This window comes from Pseudomonas triticifolii (assembly GCF_014358015.1).
GTDB lineage: Bacteria > Pseudomonadota > Gammaproteobacteria > Pseudomonadales > Pseudomonadaceae > Aquipseudomonas > Aquipseudomonas triticifolii.
This window is the reverse complement of the sequence record NZ_JACONV010000001.1, coordinates 207493-225183: the sequence shown is the minus strand read 5'-3', so window position 1 is coordinate 225183 and position 17691 is coordinate 207493. Positions and strand designations below refer to the sequence as shown.

The following is a 17691-nucleotide window of genomic DNA, read 5'->3' as shown; positions in this document are numbered from 1 at the left end:
GTTCCTCAACAGGTGGCTGGCACTACGCGTTGGTCGATCCCACCGAACAGCGACTGTCCGTCACTGTCGAGTACCTCCATGCGCACGCGGTCACCGAAGCGCATGAAGCCGGTGCGCGGTGAGCCGTGCTCGATCATTTCGATCGCACGACGTTCTGAAATACACGCCGAGCCCACGCTACGGTCGGCATTGGAAACGGTGCCGGAGCCCAGCAACGTGCCGGCGCCCAAACGACGTGTCATCGCGGCATGGGCAATCAGTTGGTGAAAGCCAAAGTGCATGGCGCCGCCGTGAGGGTTGCCGAACCATTCATCGTTCCATTCCACTTGAAGGGGCAAGTGCACTCGCCCTTCGTGCCAGGCATCACCGAGCTCGTCGGGTGTGACCGCGACGGCGGCAAAACTGGAAGACGGCTTGGCCTGGAGAAAACCGAAGCCGGTTTTCATCTCGCGTGGTGCCAGGGCCCTTAGACTCACATCATTGACTTGCAGGATAAGCTTGATGTGCGCCATTGCATCAAGGGCCTTACAGCCCATGGGGACTTCGTCGAGCAGGACCGCAAATTCACCTTCGAAATCGATACCGTGCTGCTCACTGGGGAGCGCAATATCGTCGCGCGGCCCCAGAAAGTCATCGCCAGCGCCCTGGTAGATCAGGGCTATGCTGTCGACGTCTTCAATCGGGTCGAGGTGAAACGCCTTCTGCATCAGTTCACCGTGACTGAGAAAAGACGAGCCATCGAGCCATTGGTAAGTGCGCGGCAATGGCGCTGCAGCTTGTGCCGGATCAAAGTCGAAAGCAGCGACAACCGTGCCCTCATTCAGGTCGCGATACACTTTCTGCAAGGCCGGTTCAACGGAGTCCCATCGATCGATGGCCTGCTGCAGAGTCACGGCAATATCGGCGACCTCGACAGCACGGCGCAGATCTCGCGAAACCACCACCAGATAGCCGTCACGCCCAGAGCTTTTCAGGGTGGCCAGCTTCATGATTGAGCTCCCAGGACGGTGCCCAATTCGTCGCTGTAGCGGCCGTCGAGCAAGATGAACACCATGCGCGCCAGCTGCTCGGTGCGGTTGCTCCACGCATGATTGGTGCCGCGCTGTACGACGATATCGCCGCGGACGAGACGCACCTCTTCAGTATCCAGCACCAGCCAGACTTCTCCTTCGGTGACGATCCCGTAGTCGAGCGTCTCGGTGCGATGCATCAATTTGTGCCGAGAATCCGACTTCGCGGTACCCGCCCTCGCCTCGCCGATTTCGGCAAAGGCCGCAGCCGCCGCCTCGTCACTCACCTGGTTCTGCACACTGTCTGGCGGGATATCCACCACACGAATCAGACTGCCGAGGGCCGAGGGACTCAGTTGCAATGGTTTGGCGGTTGGATCGTCTCCGTTACACAGCAATGCCGGGCTGCCGGTGCTGTTCCATACTTCATGGAACACGGTGCCTGGAACCGCATTGAGCGGGAAATTGTTCGGCGTCGGTGCCTTCGAGGCGATTCGCGCCAGACCTTGGCTATCGTGGCCGGTCACCACACGTATGAAACCGGGAAGTGCTTGCATCGTTTCAGACTCCATCAGTCAAAGGTCAATTATTCAGGGTTCGCCGTGCTGTGAAGCCCGCCGCCATACACGCCAGAGCAACCAGGGCCTGCACGCTGGCCAATAGCAGCAACGCCGTCGTCAGCTCAACCTTGGCCCCACCGACTATGGCCAGCACTATTAAAGGGCTGGCGAACTCGCCAGCGAAAAACGCTGAGGTGAAACCACCTGCCGCGTGCCCACGCTGACTGAAGGTCACTTGGTTCATGATCCAGGTGAGCAGAGTCGGGATCATCAGGCCCACGCCCAGGCCGTTGATCGTCACGGCAATAACCAACTGCATATGCGTGGAGGCGACAGCCATCAACCAGCCTCCGCAGCCAGCCAAAATGAAGGCCAATGCCAACAGGTACTGAGGACGCCAGCGCGCCAGCAACGGGAATGCAAGGGAGCCCAACAACACACCGAGCTGATTGGCCCCCATGGTCATGCCGATCTGTTGCGGCGAGTCGATATGCAGCAGGTTAAGTAGATGGCTGCTTTGCACCGGCACCACGAACAGGCTGATACCGGCCATCGCCGCCAGAAAGTACGCCGGGGCCAGCTTGCCCCAGGGAAACACGTGGGTGACCGGCCGTGTGCCCTGTACCGTCGCAGTGGCCGTCTGCGGCTCCCATAGCCAGTAAGCCATCAGTGGCAGCATCAACAGCCCGACGGCGTACAGGCCGAACGGCGCGCGCCAGCCGTGCTCACCCAGCACACCGCCCAACGCAATAAAAACGGTGGCCGAGAGTGACGTCGCAACCATCTGCAGGGCGAACAGGCGCTCACGTCGCGCACCGATGTAGTAGTCGCCCATCAAGGCGGTACAACATGTCATGATGGCGGCTTCCGCCAGGCCGATGCCGGCCCGACTGGCGACGATCGCCGGCAGTGACTCCAGCCAGATCGGCAACAGCCCGCACACGCTATAGAGCACCATCGCCCCCAACAGCAGCGGCCTGCGCCCCAGCCGGTCGGCAAGGATCCCGGCTACCGGGGCCAGCAGCGCGATCATCAGGGCCGGAAGCGTCAGGGCAATGATCACCAGTACAGCGGCACCTGGCGTATCAGTAAAATGCGCCTGCATGCTCGGCAGCACGGGAGCCAATAAAACGGCACCCAGCACCGGTAGGCAACTGCCCGCTAGCAGCAATAAGGTTTGCGCAAGACCTGCGCTGCGTTCAGCGTTCATTGACCACCTCTTTATAGTTGTTTGAGAGCACGCGGGGCGCCGTAGAAGTCTGGAGCGCCAGATCGACGTCGGGGAGAGGCACGGTCGGTTGTTGCATGCCTGCAACGCGCTTGGCAGGCAACAGGAAGTAAGCCAACGCCGGTAACAGGATCAGCGCGCCAGCCATGTTCAAGACGAACATGAACGCCAGCAGAATCCCCATGTCCGCCTGGAACTTGACGGGAGACAACACCCAGGTGCCGACACCGATGGCCAGGGTAACGCCGGTTAACATCACGACTTTTCCGGTGAACAACAGCGCGTGGTAATACGCCTGGGACAAGCTTTCACCACGGTGCAGGCGCGCCAGTACGATACTCATGATGTACAGCGCGTAATCCACGCCAATGCCCACGCCCAGCGCAATCACGGGCAATGTGGCCACCTTCACGCCAATACCCAGGGCTACCATCAAGGCTTCGCACAGCACTGAGGTGAGCATCAGTGGCAACACCGCACACAGCACGGCGCGCCAAGAGCGAAAGGTGGCCAGGCACAAAAGAATGACCGCGCCGTAAACCCACCAGAGCATCTCGCGACTGGCCTGTTTGACGACAATATTGGTGGCCGCTTCAATGCCGGCATTGCCGGCCGCGAGCAGGAACCGGGCTTGAGCGCTGTCGTTGTCGCGGGCGAAGCGTTCCACGGTATCGACCACCCGGTTCAGGGTGTCGGCCTTGTGATCGGACAGGTAGGCATACAAGGTCAGCAGGCTGCAGTCTTCGTTGTATAAACCCCGTGGCGCCCCCGCCGTCACCATGTTCAAGGTGGCCTGGTTGTTCAGCAGTTCATACCACTTGGGGTTGCCCTCACTCAGGCCAACCAGCACCCGTCGGTTAAGCAAGGCCAGCGAGTTGGTCGAATCGACGCCTTCAAGTCCCCGCAGTTGCCAATCCAGATCATCGACACGACGCAACGTATCGTAGGCAGAGCAGGCACCGACTGGTGTCTTGACCATGATCGCGAACACATCGCTGCTCGCGCCATAGTGCCCCGTCATGAACGCGTTATCCCGGTTGTAGCGTGAGTCGGCACGTAGCTCAGGCGCACCGGGGTCTAGGTCGCCGATTTTCAGGTGCTCACTGACCCTGTAGCCACCGATGGCTAATGCCGCCGCCACGACAAGCCCGACTGTGGCCCATTTGCGTTGAGTAAACAGATCCAGGAAGCGCCACACCACATGCTTTTCACCACCGGCTTGCGCCACTTGCTCGCTCTTCAGGCTGCGCAACGCTGCGGCCTGGCTGACACCGATAAACGACAGCAGGATCGGCAGCAAAATAAGGTTGGTAAAAATCAGTACCGCCACACCGATACTGGCGATCATGGCCAGGTCCTGAATCACCTGGATTTTGATGAGCATCAGCACGGCAAAGCCCACGGCGTCGCACAACAACGCCGTCAGGCCGGCCAGGAACAGACGGCGAAAGGTATAGCGCGCAGCGATCTGCTTGTGCACACCACGGCCGATGTCTTGCATAATCCCGTTCATTTTCTGCGCGCCGTGGCTCATGCCGATGGCGAATACGAGGAACGGCACCAGCACCGAATACGGATCGAGTTTGTAACCGAGCACCGGCAACAGTCCCAGTTGCCAGATCACCGCGACCAACGAACAGCACACCACCAATAACGTACTGCGCAGGCACCGGGTAAACCAGTAAAGCACTACGGTAGTGATGATCAGCGCTGCGGCAAAGAACACCAGGATCTGCCTGAGCCCCTCGATCAGGTCACCCATTACCTTGGCGAAACCAGTAATGTGAATACTCAGCGCGTCGCTCTGGTACTTTTGCCGCAGTTGCTCCAGTTGCTGCGACAGGCGCGCGTAATCCAGCGGTTTACCGTCGGCAGTGATTGCCAGCAAGGGCACGTAGATAATGCTCGAACGTTGGTCGAACGCGACCAGTTGGCCGAGCTCATTGGAACGCTCCACATTGCGCTTGAGCGCGGCCAGGCTGGCGTCTTCGCCGTTGTAGCCATCGGGCACGACCGGCCCGCCCTCTAATCCGTCCTCGGTCACCCCAACCCATCGCGTCGCCGGTGTCCACAGCGACTTCATGTACGCCCGGTCGACGCCTGGCAACAGGTACACCTGGTCGTTGAGCTTTTGCAATTGCGCCATGTAGTGCGCGTCGTAGATGGTGCCGGTCTTGTTCTCAACGGCGATACGCACGGCATTGCCAAGGCCGGACAACTGTTTACGATTTTCCAGGTAGTTGACGATGTAAGGATGATCCACCGGGATCATTTTTTCGAAGCTGGCATTGAGTTCCAGGCGGGTTGTCTGCCAACTCAGTACGGCAGTAATCAACAGACAAATCAGCAGGACCAGACGCCGATGGTTGAACAATGCCCGCTCAAGCAGCGAGCCGGAACGCTGATCGAAATCGACCAGGCGCGTGACGAGGGATTGATCCAGATGAGGCGTCTTGACGTTCATCTATTGCTCCAGTGCGGCGTGTGCGGATTGGATCGGCGAAGGGCTCACGGCAGGCAAAGACAAACGCGAAACGCCCGCAAACCCTGCACCAATCAGCGTGCCGTCGGGGGCATCTACTACAGCGCTCAACGGCGGGCCGGCGCGCGTCACCATGGGCTGCAGCGCCAGGCTGTCATCTTCCACACGCAGCAGTTCGCCAGCCTGGTTGACCCATATCGTCTGCGTCCCCATATGAGTCGCCGAACCAAGGGAAATCGGTGCAGGGTTGGTCAATGCTTCGAAGGTTTCGCCCTGGTCGCGTGAACGAAAGGCCTTGCCGCGCAGCCCCCCTACGAGCAACGCACCATCGGGTTGGACGGCCAGGCTGAAATAGCTGCCTTCGTAGGGGCTGGCGAGGCGCGTGAAATGCTCCCCGTTATCCAGCGAACGCAGCAGCAACCCTTGTTCGCCAGCCACGTACAACGTCTGGCCGGAACGCGCCAACGCATAAAGGTGCAAGCCTTGGGCGTTGGGAATGCGATCCATCAATGAGGACCAGTGCTCACCGCCGTCATCGGTGCGCATCGCCAGGCCATAGGCGCCCACAATGACGCCGTGCCGAGCATCGCTGAAGCTCAACGCGAGGAACGGTTTGTCGGCGCCGTCGGCCACCAGCCGCTGCGCCACGCTCAGTCGTTGCGCCGGGTCGCCGGACGTCTCGTTCGCCGACCGTTGCGCCGCATCCAGCTCCAACTGCGCCGCCCGCCGTCCATCAAGCTGCAGGTTCCAGCGCTGCCCCCCGTCCGAGGAATGCAGTACGACACCGGAGTGGCCGATGGCCCAGCCGTTGTGGTCATCGACAAATTGCACCGCCGTGAGGGAGCTGCTGACCGGGACCTGTATCTGGCGCCAGCTGTGGCCGTTGTCATCCGAGAGCAACGCCACGCCCCGCTCGCCCACCGCCACCAGGCGCGAGCCGGCCCGGGTAACGCCCAGCAGCACCGCACGCTCGGCCTGGGGCGTCAGGCTGCTGGGCTGGACCAACACGTCGGGCAGCGCAGCGGCCTCACTGTTCAGCGCCAGCATCCAGGCCAGCAGCCCGCACAGTAACCCGCGTGCCAGCTCGGGCTTATTAGTAAACCGAAGGATCATCGACCCTCTCCTCGTGTCTGAAGCGTCCACGCGAGTGGACGCGTCGTGCTATCAGCGAACGCCTTCACCGGCCATTGCATCACCGGTGAACACCGAGTCCTTGTAGGCCGGCATGATCCGGTACTGCTCGTTTTTGCCGGCAAAGATGTCGCCGGTAAACCAAGCCCCGGAAATCAAGTCGTAAAAGCCATTCGTGACGGTCACGACACCTGGCAGGTCAGGCAGCACCACAGGAGTGGTCCAGAGCATTTTTGCCAGTTGGCCCTGACCGTCATATCGCTCGGCCAGGACCGCACTCCAGGTATCCTCATCCAGGTAGTAAGTGCTTTTGGACATCACGTGACGTTTTCCGGGGGCCAGCGTTGCTTCCACGACCCAGACGCGGTGCAGCTCCCAACGGATCGAATCCGGATTTAGGTGATGTTGACCGAGCAGGTCGGTGGGAGCCTTGGCGGTGAAGACTTTGTTTGAGTTGTAGGGGATATACAGTTCTTTCTTGCCCACCAACTTCCAGTCAAAACGGTCGGTACGTCCGTTGAACACATACAGCTCATCGAAGCTCATGACCCCGGCACTGGCCGGTGTCGGGGTGTCGCAGCAGCCGTTGGGCAGACGGCGAACTCGACGCTGGCCAGGCAAGTAGGTCCAGATCGCGGATTTATCGGCATCAGTATTTTCACGCCCCACAATGCCTTCACCCGCACGTAGCGGCGGCCCATCGTTGACCATGCGGGTTGTCCAGAACACGCCATCGTTGTTGACACCCTTGGGCAAATACCATGGCATCTGGTAGTCCGCCCGTGAGTCATTGGTCAATACAGGCTTGCCGTCCGCCGTGATCAGGTACTGGAAAAAACTGGCATGCCAGGACGCCGCGCGCCAACGGGTCAAATGGTTCCACATCGCTTCGGTGCCGCTCTGGGGGATCGGGAACGGAATCCCGCCCTCTGCATTCTGCGGCTCAGGCCCGCCGCTGCTGTCGACCAGCCTGGCCTGGGTGGCATTTTTGAAGGTAGCGTCGTACACCGTTTGCGGCGCGGCGGCTGTGCGGTGGGTCGGGTAGACGTCCAGGTGATAGGTGTCCGGATACTTTTTCAGCATCGCCTTGACCCCCTCGGACAGCTGGTTCGCGTACTGCCCCATGTTTTGCGCGGTGATCGTGTAAAGGGGCTTTTCGTTGGCGAAAGGGTCGCTGCGTTTGCCGCCATCCTTGTAGCTCGGATCAACCTTGGTGTAGCCACCGTCCCAGGCCGGAATCGTGCCACTGGCATTGCCCGCGCGTTCCGCGCCCAAGGGCGTCAGCGTGGTCTTAAGCTTCGCCGCTTCCTCAGGCGAAACCGCGCCAAAAGCGGAGTGGGCAAGCAACAGCGAAGAGGCAACGAGCGTCAGCAGTGACGCGACTCGCTTTAACGTATTCATAGGATGGTCCCTGCCTTAAAAAGTCCGGCTGACGGAAAAAGACACGAAATCGCGATCTTTCATGGTTTGCCCGTAGGTGTAGTTGCTGTTGGCGTCGAGGAAGGTGCTCTCAGGCCCGTAGTAATGGGTGTAAGTCAGGCCCAGATTCCAGGCATTGAGGTAATTGCCCTTGATACCGATGTTGAGGTCGCCGCCATTGTTGACGCCGAACCCCGAGCCCAGAGCCGACGAGTTGCCATGGGTGTAGCTGGCCCCCATGGGAACGCTGATATCCATGCCGGAAAAGGCTTGCCGATACATCGGCTCATACACCGTGCGCATGCTCCAGGCATCGCGGGTGGCGTTGGGGTCGACGGCATCCGGGCTGCGAGTGACGCTGAGGGTACGGTTCCAGGCAACCTCGCCCATGAAACTGGCTTCCTGGGCGACTAGCGAAGGCTCAAGGCTTGCCAGCCACGACAGGTTGGCGTGCAAGGTATGCCCGGTGGCGTAGAGCGGATCATTCTCATTGTTCACGCCTTCGCCTGGCAGCAACGCACGCTGGGTCGTGGACGCCAGTGGTTGGTGCCACCGCGTGGAGATTTCACCGGCGATGTTGTAGTTGCCTTGGGTCAGGGAAAAGCTGCCGCCCACCGCCTCAATCCCTTCGGGATAGACCCAGTAATACTCACCCGCATTGCCGGTGACCGGATTGACATTGGCAAAATCCGGACGCACGTTGAGCTGCGGGGATTTATCGTGGAAGCGAATGGCATACAGGCCCCAGTCCACAGTCTCGCTACGAATCCGCAGTTGCAGACCGCCCTGCCCTGAGTTCTTCGCGTCCTTGTCCTGGCCGTGATAAAACGCCAGGGGTTCGCCACCGGGCATCACCGGCGCGCCCACATACAGGCGCTGGTTACCGTCGCCGAAATAATCGTCGGTCGAAAAATAGCTACCGGATGCCGGCAGACGGTTGGCCTCCCACTCGAACTGGTAGTAAGCGCCCAGGGAAACTTCGGGTGTCAGTTGAAACTGTCCGGACATCTGCTTGACCGGGCGAATCAACTCTTTGAACTGCGTATTGGGTACCGACAGGCTCTTGACCACATCGATAGGCGCCATGCCGCCAGCGATACCGTTGGCGCCATAGAACAGGCTTTCACCCCACTGCATGGCGTATTGGCCAACGCGCCCGGAAACTGCTCTGCCAGCGATCTCGGTCTTGCCAAAGATGAAGGCGTCCAGCAACTCGGCCTTGCGCCCGTGCAAGTCTCTGGTATCGCCGTCGAAATGATCACCCGACAGGCTGTTGATGCGATCCGGCGCGGTATTGTCGGTCTGCTTGTTATAAACATCGTCATACCAGGCCGCGCCGCTGACGCGTGCGCCGACGTTCTGGTAGGTGATATCGAACTCCGAAAGCAGGTCCAGTCGGCTGGAGATAAGCCCTTTGCCGAAATTGCGATCACCGTCGTCCAGGTTCAGAGAGGTCTGGCCCTGGGTCAACTTGTCGGACTGGCCTTCAACTCGCCAGGCAGAGCTGTATTTGAGTGTGTTGTCCCAACGCATGCGTAGATCAGGATTGCCGGAATCGAGCTCGAACGCGTTGGCGGTAGAGCCCAGCATGCCAAGCATCAACGCCGCCAGGCTCAGGGCAAAGGGAGGATGCTCGCCGCGCAACACGGCTGCAGGGATAAGTGCCATGGTGAAACCTCGCTGTTGTTTTTATTTTTCTAGTTTCATCACGCCGTTTCCTTGATCGGGAAGGCGCTTTCATCTCGTCTGCGACGCACTTGAACCGTTGCGCATAAAGCTGTGCGCACTGGTTAAAAAACAGCTTCTCGTCAAACCAGAAATTTGACCAATCGAGTCCCAGGATGCGATCTATCGTCTGCCGCGATACCTCGATCGCCGGACGCGTCAGGCCAATTGTTCGGTAGCCAGCAGCAGCCAGCCGTCTTGTTCGCTCACTACCAGCGAGGTCAACGTTTGCCCCAGGCACGGCCCATAGACGCACTCCCCGCTGTCGGGCAAAAACTGCGCGCCGTGGGCGTAACACAAAATTCGTTCACCGTCCGCGCTGAGGTAGCGATCCTTGCGGTACTGCAAGGCCACATGAAGATGCGGGCAACTGTTGAGATAAACCCGCACGCGGCCCCGATAACGCAGTGCAAACACCCTGTCACGTCCCTCGTGTAACGGGTCGAAACCATAGGATTGCCCCTCGACCAAGGTGTCCACGCGACACAACGCAACGCCGTCCATCAGGCTGTAACGGGTGCTTTGGGGGGCGGGCCGCCGACCGGCGCCCACTTCTCGCGGGACGTGAAAAGAAATAACTGCGAATTGTCAGCCGACAACGGAGCTTGTCGCGCGGCCCAGGTGTCATCGAGCGTGTCCATGTCGGCGTCGTACTCGATGTGACAACCCAGTGGGCTGTTGAAATACCAGAACCAGTTCGAGCCAAAGAGGTGCCGGCCTGGCCCCCAGAAGCTGGTCCAGCCCTGCTGCTCAAAGCGTCGACCGGCGAGCAGTACTTCGGTGCCGCTGCCCATATGAAAGGTGAAGTGCTCGCAGCCCTTCATGTGTGGTGGTGTCTGGATCATGAACAGGCAATGGTGGTCATCGGAACCGGCCGGACGCATGAATGGACCTGCGCCAACAAAGGCGTCAGTGGTCGCGAAACCCAAACGCTTGTAAAAAGCTTCGGCCTTCGCGGCATCCGGTACGAAATACACCACATGAGACAGGGTACGTGGCAGCGCCTGCATATCGGGGGTGATGCCGGGCTGATTGACCGGGCGTTGAGGGGCATGACCCGGCGCATTGGTCAGGTCGGCCGGAGCACTATAGGGGCGCCGCACACTGACCTGAAATCCAATGGCAAAACCCATATCGTCAATACTGTGCACCGAACCATTGACGCCGCGTGCCACGAAGCGATCACGACCTAATTCATCAGCGATGGCCTCAAGGTCAGTCACGCTGGCAACGCCATAAATGGTTTCACGAATCGAGGGTGCAGGCCCAATGGCCGCAGGCAGATCGGGATCGTCCGCACGCCGGATAATCACCGCAGTCCCATCAAGAGCTTCAAAGCGACCGCCCTTGCTGTCAACGTCCACGGGTAGCAAGCCGTAGTCCCGCAGGCAATGGGTACAGGCTTGAATGTCGTCGACACCAAAAATCAAGGCATCAAGGCCAATGATGTTCATTGTTACCACTCCATAAAATTATTATTCAGCACAACGCCAGGCACGCCGATGACGGGAGCAGTGCCGCACAATGCGCTGCTGAAACAGATTTCCGAGTCGATAAGGCGTCAGGGCCAACCGGCTGTGCCCCGATACTGAAGGTGCGAAAACTCACTGACTAATCGCTTGTCGGGATGCGAACTATCGGCAAATGCGATACCTGACCATGCAGCGCGGAGCGCTTGGAAAATCCAATGGTCGTGTTTCGGCTCACCCGGTCATGGGGCTTGACGCCGCGATGGGAAGGTCGGAAGGTATTTACAAAATAAATATAAAAATCGAGCCCGCCATGCGTTTTAACCACCTGGATCTCAATCTTCTCGTCGCGCTTGATGTGTTACTGCAAGAGCAGAACATCACCCGCGCCGCCGAACGTCTGCATATGACCCAGTCCGCCACCAGCGGGGTACTGGGCAGGCTACGCGCCTATTTTGAAGATGAATTGCTGGCGCAGGTCGGGCGCAAGATGCAGCCCACGCCCTACGCCCTTGAGCTGGCGGCACCGGTGCGCGAAATACTGCTGACGATTCAGTCCTCAATCACCGCCAAACCGGTGTTCGACCCTGCCACCAGCAAGCGCCATTTCCGCCTGATTACCTCGGACTACCTGATCAGCGTGCTGTTTGCCCGCGTCATCCAGAAAATCCACCAGGAAGCGCCGAATATCACGTTCGAACTGCTGGGTCCGGGAGATAGTTCCACCGAGCTGTTGATGCGCGGCGAGGCGGACATGATGATCGTGCCCGAGCACTACCTGATCGAAGGCCACCCATCGCAATTACTGTTCGAGGAAGAACATGTGTGTGTGGTCTGGCAAGGCAACACCCAAGTAGGCGACAGCATCACCCTCGATCAGTACATCGAAATGGGCCATGTATCCGTGATCTTCGGACGAAACCGGCAACTCAGCGTGGAAGAATGGCTGATGAGCCAATACGGCCTTACTCGCCGCATGGAAGTGGTCACCCACGACTTCAACACCTTGCCCCAGTTGATCGTCGGTACACAGCGCATCGCCACCATGCTCCAACGAATGGCCCGGCTTTACGCCAACTATCTACCGCTTCGCATCGTGCAACCGCCGGTGAAAATCCCGGTAATGCGTGAGTTCATGCTTTGGCATCGCACAATGGATGGCGACTCCATGCACCGTTGGTTGCGGTCAAAAATCAGCCAAATCATCAATGAGCTGGAGCAGTAGCCGATGCCGTTTCCCATGCAATCCATCGCACTTCTCAATACCAGCCATCCTGATTAGCGATTGGCCAGGTAACCGAGCAATCCCTAGTCTGGTCCAAACCGTCAAACCCCGACACCTAGGTCTGTATCCGGCCGCCTGGCTTTGCTTGCACAAGGACAATAAAAACCATGTTTCGCTATTTCCCAACCAACTACGTGTGGAATCTCTCCGTCGACCTTGCCATTGAAATGGGGGCACGCATCGGTGAGATCGAAGAGATGTGCGCGCCGCTGCAGGAGGCTGCCAAGCAAACGGATGCCGCCGGCAGCAAGGCCTTCTGTGAGACATGGGCGAGAATGGCCGACAAGCTGTGTGGCTTGGCTGAGGAAGACGAAGCAAAGGGGCGGATGTTGTCAGCCGGCGAAAAATATAACCGCGCCGCGACCTATTACCTGAGCTGCGAACGCCTGCAGGCTCATGGCGCCTCAGGCCGCACGCAGCTGTATCAACGTTTTCTACACACCTTCCAGCGGGGTATCGAACTCTCACGGGAAAACTGCGAGCGGGTGGAAATCCCTTACGAAGGCAAATGCATTTCCGGGCTGCTGGTACGCGCCGAAGGCACCACCGGACCTGCACCGATTTTGGTGCAGGTCAATGGACTGGACTCGACCAAAGAAATGAAATACCGCGTCGGCCTGCCCGCCTGGCTCGCGAAACGCGGAGTGTCATCTCTGGTCATCGACCAGCCTGGTACCGGCGAAGCGCTTCGCCTGAATAATCTGACTGCGCGTTTTGACAGTGAACATTGGGCCAGTCGTGTTGTGGACTGGCTCGAAACCCGCAGCGACGTCGATGCCAAACGCATCGGCCTGGAAGGCGTCTCGCTCGGCGGCTATTACTGCCCCCGCGCGGTAGCCTTCGAGCCGCGCTTCGCTTGTGGGGTGGTATGGGGTGCCAACCATGATTGGCGTGATGTGCAGAAGCGTCGACTGAAAAAGGAAGGCAGTTTCCCGGTTCCGCATTACTGGTCGCATGTGGCCTGGGTATGGGGCGCCAAAGACACTGATGAGTTCATGAGCATCGCCGAGAACGTTCACTTGGACGGCATACTGGACCGCATCAAAGTACCGTTCCTCGTTACCCACGGCGAAAAAGATTCGCAGATTCCGCTGAAGTGGGCACACAGCACCTACGAGCAGTTGGTGAACAGCCCCAGACGCGAGCTGAAAGTCTTCACCGAGCGTGAGGGTGGCGTGCAACATTCGAGTTTTGATAACAGCATCAATGCCGGTCAGTACATTGCCGACTGGGTCGCTGAAGTGCTTGGAGGTCGTACCGCATGATGGGTGTGAACCTACCAGACTCTCGGCATGTATTGGCCGTGCGTTAAGTTGTAGCCGTAACCCGGCGATGTTATCGCCAAACTGGTCTGGCTCCTGTATTCAGCAGGACCCAGATCAGTGGGATTCAATTGGTTGAACCAGGTCCGACACTTTTCAGCTGTCGTTAAGGCCTTTCGCTGTTCGATCCTGCTCGGCAAATCCGGCAGATCGTGACGATTGATATCGTAGACGGGCCGCCCACCAAGCGATAGCAGGATGTCTTTATTGAGGATTCTTAAGATTTGCGAGAGCATGCTCTGGCGGTCATCCCTCAGGCTCAGCCTGCGAAATTCGACCCACTGATTGAACACTGCTTCGAAAGTATGCTGTGCCGTAGTACGAACAGCAAGACGTTGCTGTTTGCGGTACTCATAGGGATTGATGCCTTGAAACCAAGGCCAGCGCCTCATCAGGTGGTGCCAGGGCTTCTTTGAGACCGATTTGTCAGTAACTACCCAGGGACATACGCTCCCGCGTACCCGCCCAGCAGTACCCGAAGCGCCAGATTTTTCCACCTTGGGCTATCACATCGAGCGCGAGCCCATCCGTGTCGCCTAACGTGTAGTCATTACCGATAATTCGGGCGTGCCGAATGGTCATATCCGAGAGTGCCATAGCGAGTTCCTGAACAGAGCCAGGACCAGATGCTCATCTCGCTATCCAGCCTGTTCCAGCAACAAACCGATGCAGTACTCATCCAGATTCAAGATTCCCATCGGGACTTAAATCGGGACTTAGACGCGGGTGGTGCTGGATTTCTGTGGTTTCTTCCGGAACGAAAAAAGGACCCGAAGGTCCTGATTTCAATCGCTTGCAGAATTCACTGGAACTCTGCAGCGCATTATTTGGAGCGGGAAACGAGACTCGAACTCGCGACCCCGACCTTGGCAAGGTCGTGCTCTACCAACTGAGCTATTCCCGCATTGTCGTGTTGACGGGCGCCATTCTAGCGCCTCAAAGTTTTACGTCAAGCCCTTGATTCGAAAACTTATTTTTTTTCTGCAGTTGTCTTGAGATGCGGCCAGGCAGCTCTCAGGTATTGCACCATCGACCACAACGTCAGCCCCGCCGCGATCAGCAACAACGCATACCCCAGAATGACCCAGAATGTGATCGCTGGAGGATTGCCCAGCAGGATAACCAGCGCCAGCATCTGCGCCGCTGTTTTCCATTTGCCCATGCTGGACACTGCCACCTGAGCCCTGGCACCGATTTCGGCCATCCATTCGCGCAGGGCCGAGATCACGATCTCGCGCCCGATGATCACCGCTGCAGGCAGCGTCAGCCAAAGGTTGGCGTGCGCCTGAACCAACAATACCAAGGCGACCGCCACCATGAGCTTGTCGGCCACAGGGTCGAGAAACGCACCAAAAGGCGTACTTTGCTCCAGACGACGCGCCAGATATCCATCGAGCCAGTCAGTGGCGGCCGCAAAAGCGAACACCGCGCTGGCTGCCATGTAGCTCCAGTGATAAGGCATGTAAAACAACAGAATGAAGATCGGAATCAGTAAAACGCGTAGTACGGTAATCAGATTAGGGATATTCATCGGCACAACTGGCTACGAGGTGAGCGAGCATTCTACTCGCTGTGCAGGTTTGCATAAATCGACTCTGCCAGCTTTTTACTAATTCCGGGTGCTTTCGCTATTTCATCGATACTCGCACGGGACAATTCCTGCAGACCACCAAAGTGTTTGAGCAGGTCACGACGACGGGTCGGCCCCACGCCTGCCACGCCTTCAAGGGTTGATGTACGGCGGGTCTTGCCACGACGGGCGCGGTGTCCGGTGATTGCGAAACGGTGCGCCTCGTCGCGAATCTGCTGGATAAGGTGGAGAGCTGGCGAATCGCCGGGCAATGTGAACTCATGGGCAGCGTCATTAAGGTACAGCGTTTCGAATCCGGCCTTGCGCGTCGTACCCTTGGCAACGCCGAGCAGAATGAGGTCGGGGATCGCCAGTTCGTTGAGCACGTCACGGGCCATAGCCATCTGGCCCTTGCCACCATCGACCAGCAGTACGTCAGGCAACTTACCCTCCCCGTCCTTGATGCGGCTATAGCGCCGGGTCAGCGCCTGGTGCATCGCTGCGTAGTCGTCGCCCGCGGTCACACCTTCGATATTGAAGCGGCGGTAATCCGACTTGATTGGACCCTCCGGACCGAACACCACGCACGATGCAACCGTCGCTTCACCGCTGGAGTGACTGATGTCATAGCACTCCAGCCGCACCGGCGCTTCATCGAGATTCAGCACCTTGGCCAGCGCCTCGAAGCGCAATGAAACGTGCTGACGGTTCGCCAGACGTGCCGCCAGAGCCTGCTCGGCATTAGTCACAGCCATCTGCTGCCAGCGCGCACGCGTACCGCGCACCCTGTGGCTGATGGTCATCTCGCGACCGCGTGACTCTTCAATCGCCTCAATCAGCGCTGGAAAATCCTCGTTGACGACGTTGACGATCACCTCACTGGGCAGTTCACGGTCAACGCCACCAAGGAAATACTGAGCCAGGAACGCTGACATCACTTCGCCAACTTCTTCCTCGATACCCACCTGCGGGAAGAAGTTCTTGCTGCCCAACACACGCCCGCCACGCACCGAGATCAAATGCACACAAGCACCGCCCGGGTTAACGAACGCGGCGACCACATCGACATCCCCGGTGCCGCCTTCCATGCTTTGCTGATCCTGAACCCGTCGCAACAGGGCAACCTGGTCGCGCAATTCGGCCGCTCGCTCAAAATCCAGCGCCATCGCAGCCTTTTCCATCGCCGCGTTCAACTCATCGCTCAAGGCGTTACTGCGGCCCTCGAGAAACATCACCGAGTGGCGCACATCCTCGGCGTACACTTCTGGCTCGACCAGATCGACGCAAGGCCCTTTGCAGCGTTTGATCTGATACTGCAGACAAGGCCGGTTGCGATTCTTGAAGTAGCTGTCTTCGCACTGGCGCACCAGAAAGGTTTTCTGCAGCAGGCTCAGGCTTTCACGAATGGCACCAGCGCTTGGATAAGGTCCGAAATAGCGGCCTTTTGCTTTTTTGGCGCCGCGGTGAATGCTCAAACGCGGAAACTGGCCATCGGACAGAAAGACATAAGGGTAGGACTTATCGTCACGCAGGAGAATGTTGTAGGGCGGCCGCCATTCCTTGATCAGCGTTTGCTCAAGCAACAACGCTTCGGTTTCGTTGCCGGTAATGGTGGTTTCGATTTGCGCGATGCGCGCCACCAGAGCGCCCGTCTTGGGCGCATGCCCGGTCTTGCGGAAATAACTCGCAAGCCGCTTCTTCAGGTTCTTGGCCTTGCCCACATACAGAAGCTTCGCGTCGGCATCGAACATGCGGTAAACGCCTGGACGACCACTGCAGGTCGCCAGAAATGCACTTGAATCAAAGGTCTGGGTCATGTTCAGGCGCTGGCATCCACCATGCCGTGACGTACAGCCAGTAACGCCAGTTCGACATCACTGCTGATGGAGAGCTTCTCAAAGATTCGGTAACGGTAAGTATTGACGGTTTTCGGCGACAGACAGAGCTTGTCCGAGATGGTCTGGACCTTCTGGCAGCCCACGATCATCAACGCAATCTGGATCTCTCGCTCGGAAAGCAGATCGAACGGCGAATTGTTCACCTGCGGCTGAAACGATTTCAGCGCCAACTGCTGGGCAATTTGCGGGCTGATATAACGCTGACCCGCGAAAACGAGGCGAATGGCCTGGACCATTTCCGCAAGACCTGCGCCCTTGGTCATGTAACCCGCCGCTCCAGCCTGAAGCAAGCGGGTCGGGAAAGGATCTTCTTCACAGACCGTGACGGCCACGACCTTGATATCAGGATGACTGCGCAACAGCTTGCGCGTCGCTTCAAGCCCTCCAATCCCGGGCATCTTGACATCCATCAACACCACGTCAGGCTTGAGCTCACGCGTCTTCTTCAACGCCTCTTCACCGGAATCGGCCTGACCTACAACCTGTAGACCATCTATGTCGGCCAACATGCGTGTGATGCCTGTCCGGACAAGATCATGGTCATCGACAACTAGCACCCTAATCAAGCAGACACCTCGCGCAACGGTCATAA

General features: G+C 58.5%; 16 protein-coding genes and 1 tRNA gene. 2 read left to right on the top strand and 15 right to left on the bottom strand.

Annotated features, from left to right (window positions below):
* Positions 1-5: 5 nt before the first annotated feature.
* From H8S56_RS00975 to H8S56_RS00935, 9 genes are all read right to left on the bottom strand, one after another.
* Positions 6-989 carry a fumarylacetoacetate hydrolase family protein gene (locus tag H8S56_RS00975; protein ID WP_187517587.1) on the bottom strand — a complete coding sequence of 328 codons (984 nt, stop codon included), beginning with the start codon at positions 987-989 and terminating at the stop codon, positions 6-8.
* Positions 986-1567 (bottom strand): cupin domain-containing protein, encoded by a 582-nt coding sequence (locus tag H8S56_RS00970; protein WP_024685014.1) that lies wholly within the window; start codon positions 1565-1567, stop codon positions 986-988. Before H8S56_RS00970 ends, H8S56_RS00975 begins: the two co-directional genes overlap by 4 nt.
* 25 nt (positions 1568-1592) lie before the next feature.
* A complete protein-coding gene (locus H8S56_RS00965) occupies positions 1593-2780 on the bottom strand; it encodes an MFS transporter (RefSeq protein WP_187517586.1) in 1188 nt (395 codons plus the stop codon).
* Positions 2770-5262, bottom strand: coding sequence for an efflux RND transporter permease subunit (locus tag H8S56_RS00960; protein ID WP_187517585.1), 2493 nt, complete (start codon positions 5260-5262; stop codon positions 2770-2772). Before H8S56_RS00960 ends, H8S56_RS00965 begins: the two co-directional genes overlap by 11 nt.
* Entirely contained in the window at positions 5263-6393 is a 1131-nt protein-coding gene (locus tag H8S56_RS00955) for a WD40/YVTN/BNR-like repeat-containing protein (RefSeq protein ID WP_235986716.1), read from the bottom strand. It lies immediately after the preceding gene.
* A gap of 51 nt (positions 6394-6444) precedes the next feature.
* A complete protein-coding gene (locus tag H8S56_RS00950) occupies positions 6445-7812 on the bottom strand; it encodes a DUF1329 domain-containing protein (RefSeq protein WP_187517584.1) in 1368 nt (455 codons plus the stop codon).
* A gap of 15 nt (positions 7813-7827) precedes the next feature.
* Complete coding sequence (locus tag H8S56_RS00945; RefSeq protein ID WP_187517583.1) at positions 7828-9498, bottom strand: DUF1302 domain-containing protein; 1671 nt, start codon at positions 9496-9498, stop codon at positions 7828-7830.
* A 216-nt stretch (positions 9499-9714) separates the two neighbouring features.
* Positions 9715-10059 carry a Rieske (2Fe-2S) protein gene (locus H8S56_RS00940; protein WP_024685008.1) on the bottom strand — a complete coding sequence of 115 codons (345 nt, stop codon included), beginning with the start codon at positions 10057-10059 and terminating at the stop codon, positions 9715-9717.
* Positions 10059-11009, bottom strand: coding sequence for a VOC family protein (locus tag H8S56_RS00935; RefSeq protein ID WP_187517582.1), 951 nt, complete (start codon positions 11007-11009; stop codon positions 10059-10061). Before H8S56_RS00935 ends, H8S56_RS00940 begins: the two co-directional genes overlap by 1 nt.
* Positions 11010-11337: 328 nt before the next feature.
* Between H8S56_RS00935 and H8S56_RS00930 the strand changes: the two genes are divergently transcribed.
* Both H8S56_RS00930 and H8S56_RS00925 read left to right on the top strand, forming a co-directional pair.
* Positions 11338-12249 (top strand): LysR family transcriptional regulator, encoded by a 912-nt coding sequence (locus H8S56_RS00930; protein ID WP_187517581.1) that lies wholly within the window; start codon positions 11338-11340, stop codon positions 12247-12249.
* Positions 12250-12416: 167 nt separating this feature from the next.
* Positions 12417-13574, top strand: a complete 1158-nt coding sequence (locus H8S56_RS00925; protein WP_024685005.1) for an alpha/beta hydrolase family protein — start codon at positions 12417-12419, stop codon at positions 13572-13574.
* An 11-nt stretch (positions 13575-13585) separates the two neighbouring features.
* Here H8S56_RS00925 and H8S56_RS24750 read toward each other — a convergent pair whose 3' ends face one another.
* The 6 genes from H8S56_RS24750 to gacA form a co-directional block, all read right to left on the bottom strand.
* Entirely contained in the window at positions 13586-14023 is a 438-nt protein-coding gene (locus H8S56_RS24750) for a phage integrase central domain-containing protein (RefSeq protein WP_408003762.1), read from the bottom strand.
* A 34-nt stretch (positions 14024-14057) separates the two neighbouring features.
* Complete coding sequence (locus H8S56_RS24660) at positions 14058-14213, bottom strand: Arm DNA-binding domain-containing protein (RefSeq protein ID WP_328803357.1); 156 nt, start codon at positions 14211-14213, stop codon at positions 14058-14060.
* A gap of 246 nt (positions 14214-14459) precedes the next feature.
* Positions 14460-14535, bottom strand: a tRNA-Gly gene (locus tag H8S56_RS00920).
* Positions 14536-14601: 66 nt separating this feature from the next.
* The gene (gene pgsA / locus H8S56_RS00915; protein WP_024688279.1) at positions 14602-15162 is read right to left on the bottom strand and encodes a CDP-diacylglycerol--glycerol-3-phosphate 3-phosphatidyltransferase; all 561 of its coding nucleotides are present in this window, start codon (positions 15160-15162) and stop codon (positions 14602-14604) included.
* 32 nt (positions 15163-15194) lie between these two features.
* The gene (gene uvrC / locus H8S56_RS00910) at positions 15195-17018 is read right to left on the bottom strand and encodes an excinuclease ABC subunit UvrC (protein WP_187517580.1); all 1824 of its coding nucleotides are present in this window, start codon (positions 17016-17018) and stop codon (positions 15195-15197) included.
* Positions 17019-17020: 2 nt separating this feature from the next.
* Positions 17021-17665, bottom strand: coding sequence for a response regulator transcription factor GacA (gene gacA / locus H8S56_RS00905; RefSeq protein ID WP_024688281.1), 645 nt, complete (start codon positions 17663-17665; stop codon positions 17021-17023).
* Between the last annotated feature and the right edge of the window lie 26 nt (positions 17666-17691).

Bases quoted from the DNA above. Each gene is read 5' to 3' on its own strand.
- H8S56_RS00975 (WP_187517587.1), bottom strand. From the start codon at position 989: ATGAAGCTGGCCACCCTGAAAAGCTCTGGGCGTGACGGCTATCTGGTG.
- H8S56_RS00970 (WP_024685014.1), bottom strand. From the start codon at position 1,567: ATGCAAGCACTTCCCGGTTTCATACGTGTGGTGACCGGCCACGATAGC.
- H8S56_RS00965 (WP_187517586.1), bottom strand. From the start codon at position 2,780: ATGAACGCTGAACGCAGCGCAGGTCTTGCGCAAACCTTATTGCTGCTA.
- H8S56_RS00960 (WP_187517585.1), bottom strand. From the start codon at position 5,262: ATGAACGTCAAGACGCCTCATCTGGATCAATCCCTCGTCACGCGCCTG.
- H8S56_RS00955 (WP_235986716.1), bottom strand. From the start codon at position 6,393: ATGATCCTTCGGTTTACTAATAAGCCCGAGCTGGCACGCGGGTTACTG.
- H8S56_RS00950 (WP_187517584.1), bottom strand. From the start codon at position 7,812: ATGAATACGTTAAAGCGAGTCGCGTCACTGCTGACGCTCGTTGCCTCT.
- H8S56_RS00945 (WP_187517583.1), bottom strand. From the start codon at position 9,498: ATGGCACTTATCCCTGCAGCCGTGTTGCGCGGCGAGCATCCTCCCTTT.
- H8S56_RS00940 (WP_024685008.1), bottom strand. From the start codon at position 10,059: ATGGACGGCGTTGCGTTGTGTCGCGTGGACACCTTGGTCGAGGGGCAA.
- H8S56_RS00935 (WP_187517582.1), bottom strand. From the start codon at position 11,009: ATGAACATCATTGGCCTTGATGCCTTGATTTTTGGTGTCGACGACATT.
- H8S56_RS00930 (WP_187517581.1), top strand. From the start codon at position 11,338: ATGCGTTTTAACCACCTGGATCTCAATCTTCTCGTCGCGCTTGATGTG.
- H8S56_RS00925 (WP_024685005.1), top strand. From the start codon at position 12,417: ATGTTTCGCTATTTCCCAACCAACTACGTGTGGAATCTCTCCGTCGAC.
- H8S56_RS24750 (WP_408003762.1), bottom strand. From the start codon at position 14,023: ATGAGGCGCTGGCCTTGGTTTCAAGGCATCAATCCCTATGAGTACCGC.
- H8S56_RS24660 (WP_328803357.1), bottom strand. From the start codon at position 14,213: ATGACCATTCGGCACGCCCGAATTATCGGTAATGACTACACGTTAGGC.
- pgsA (WP_024688279.1), bottom strand. From the start codon at position 15,162: ATGAATATCCCTAATCTGATTACCGTACTACGCGTTTTACTGATTCCG.
- uvrC (WP_187517580.1), bottom strand. From the start codon at position 17,018: ATGACCCAGACCTTTGATTCAAGTGCATTTCTGGCGACCTGCAGTGGT.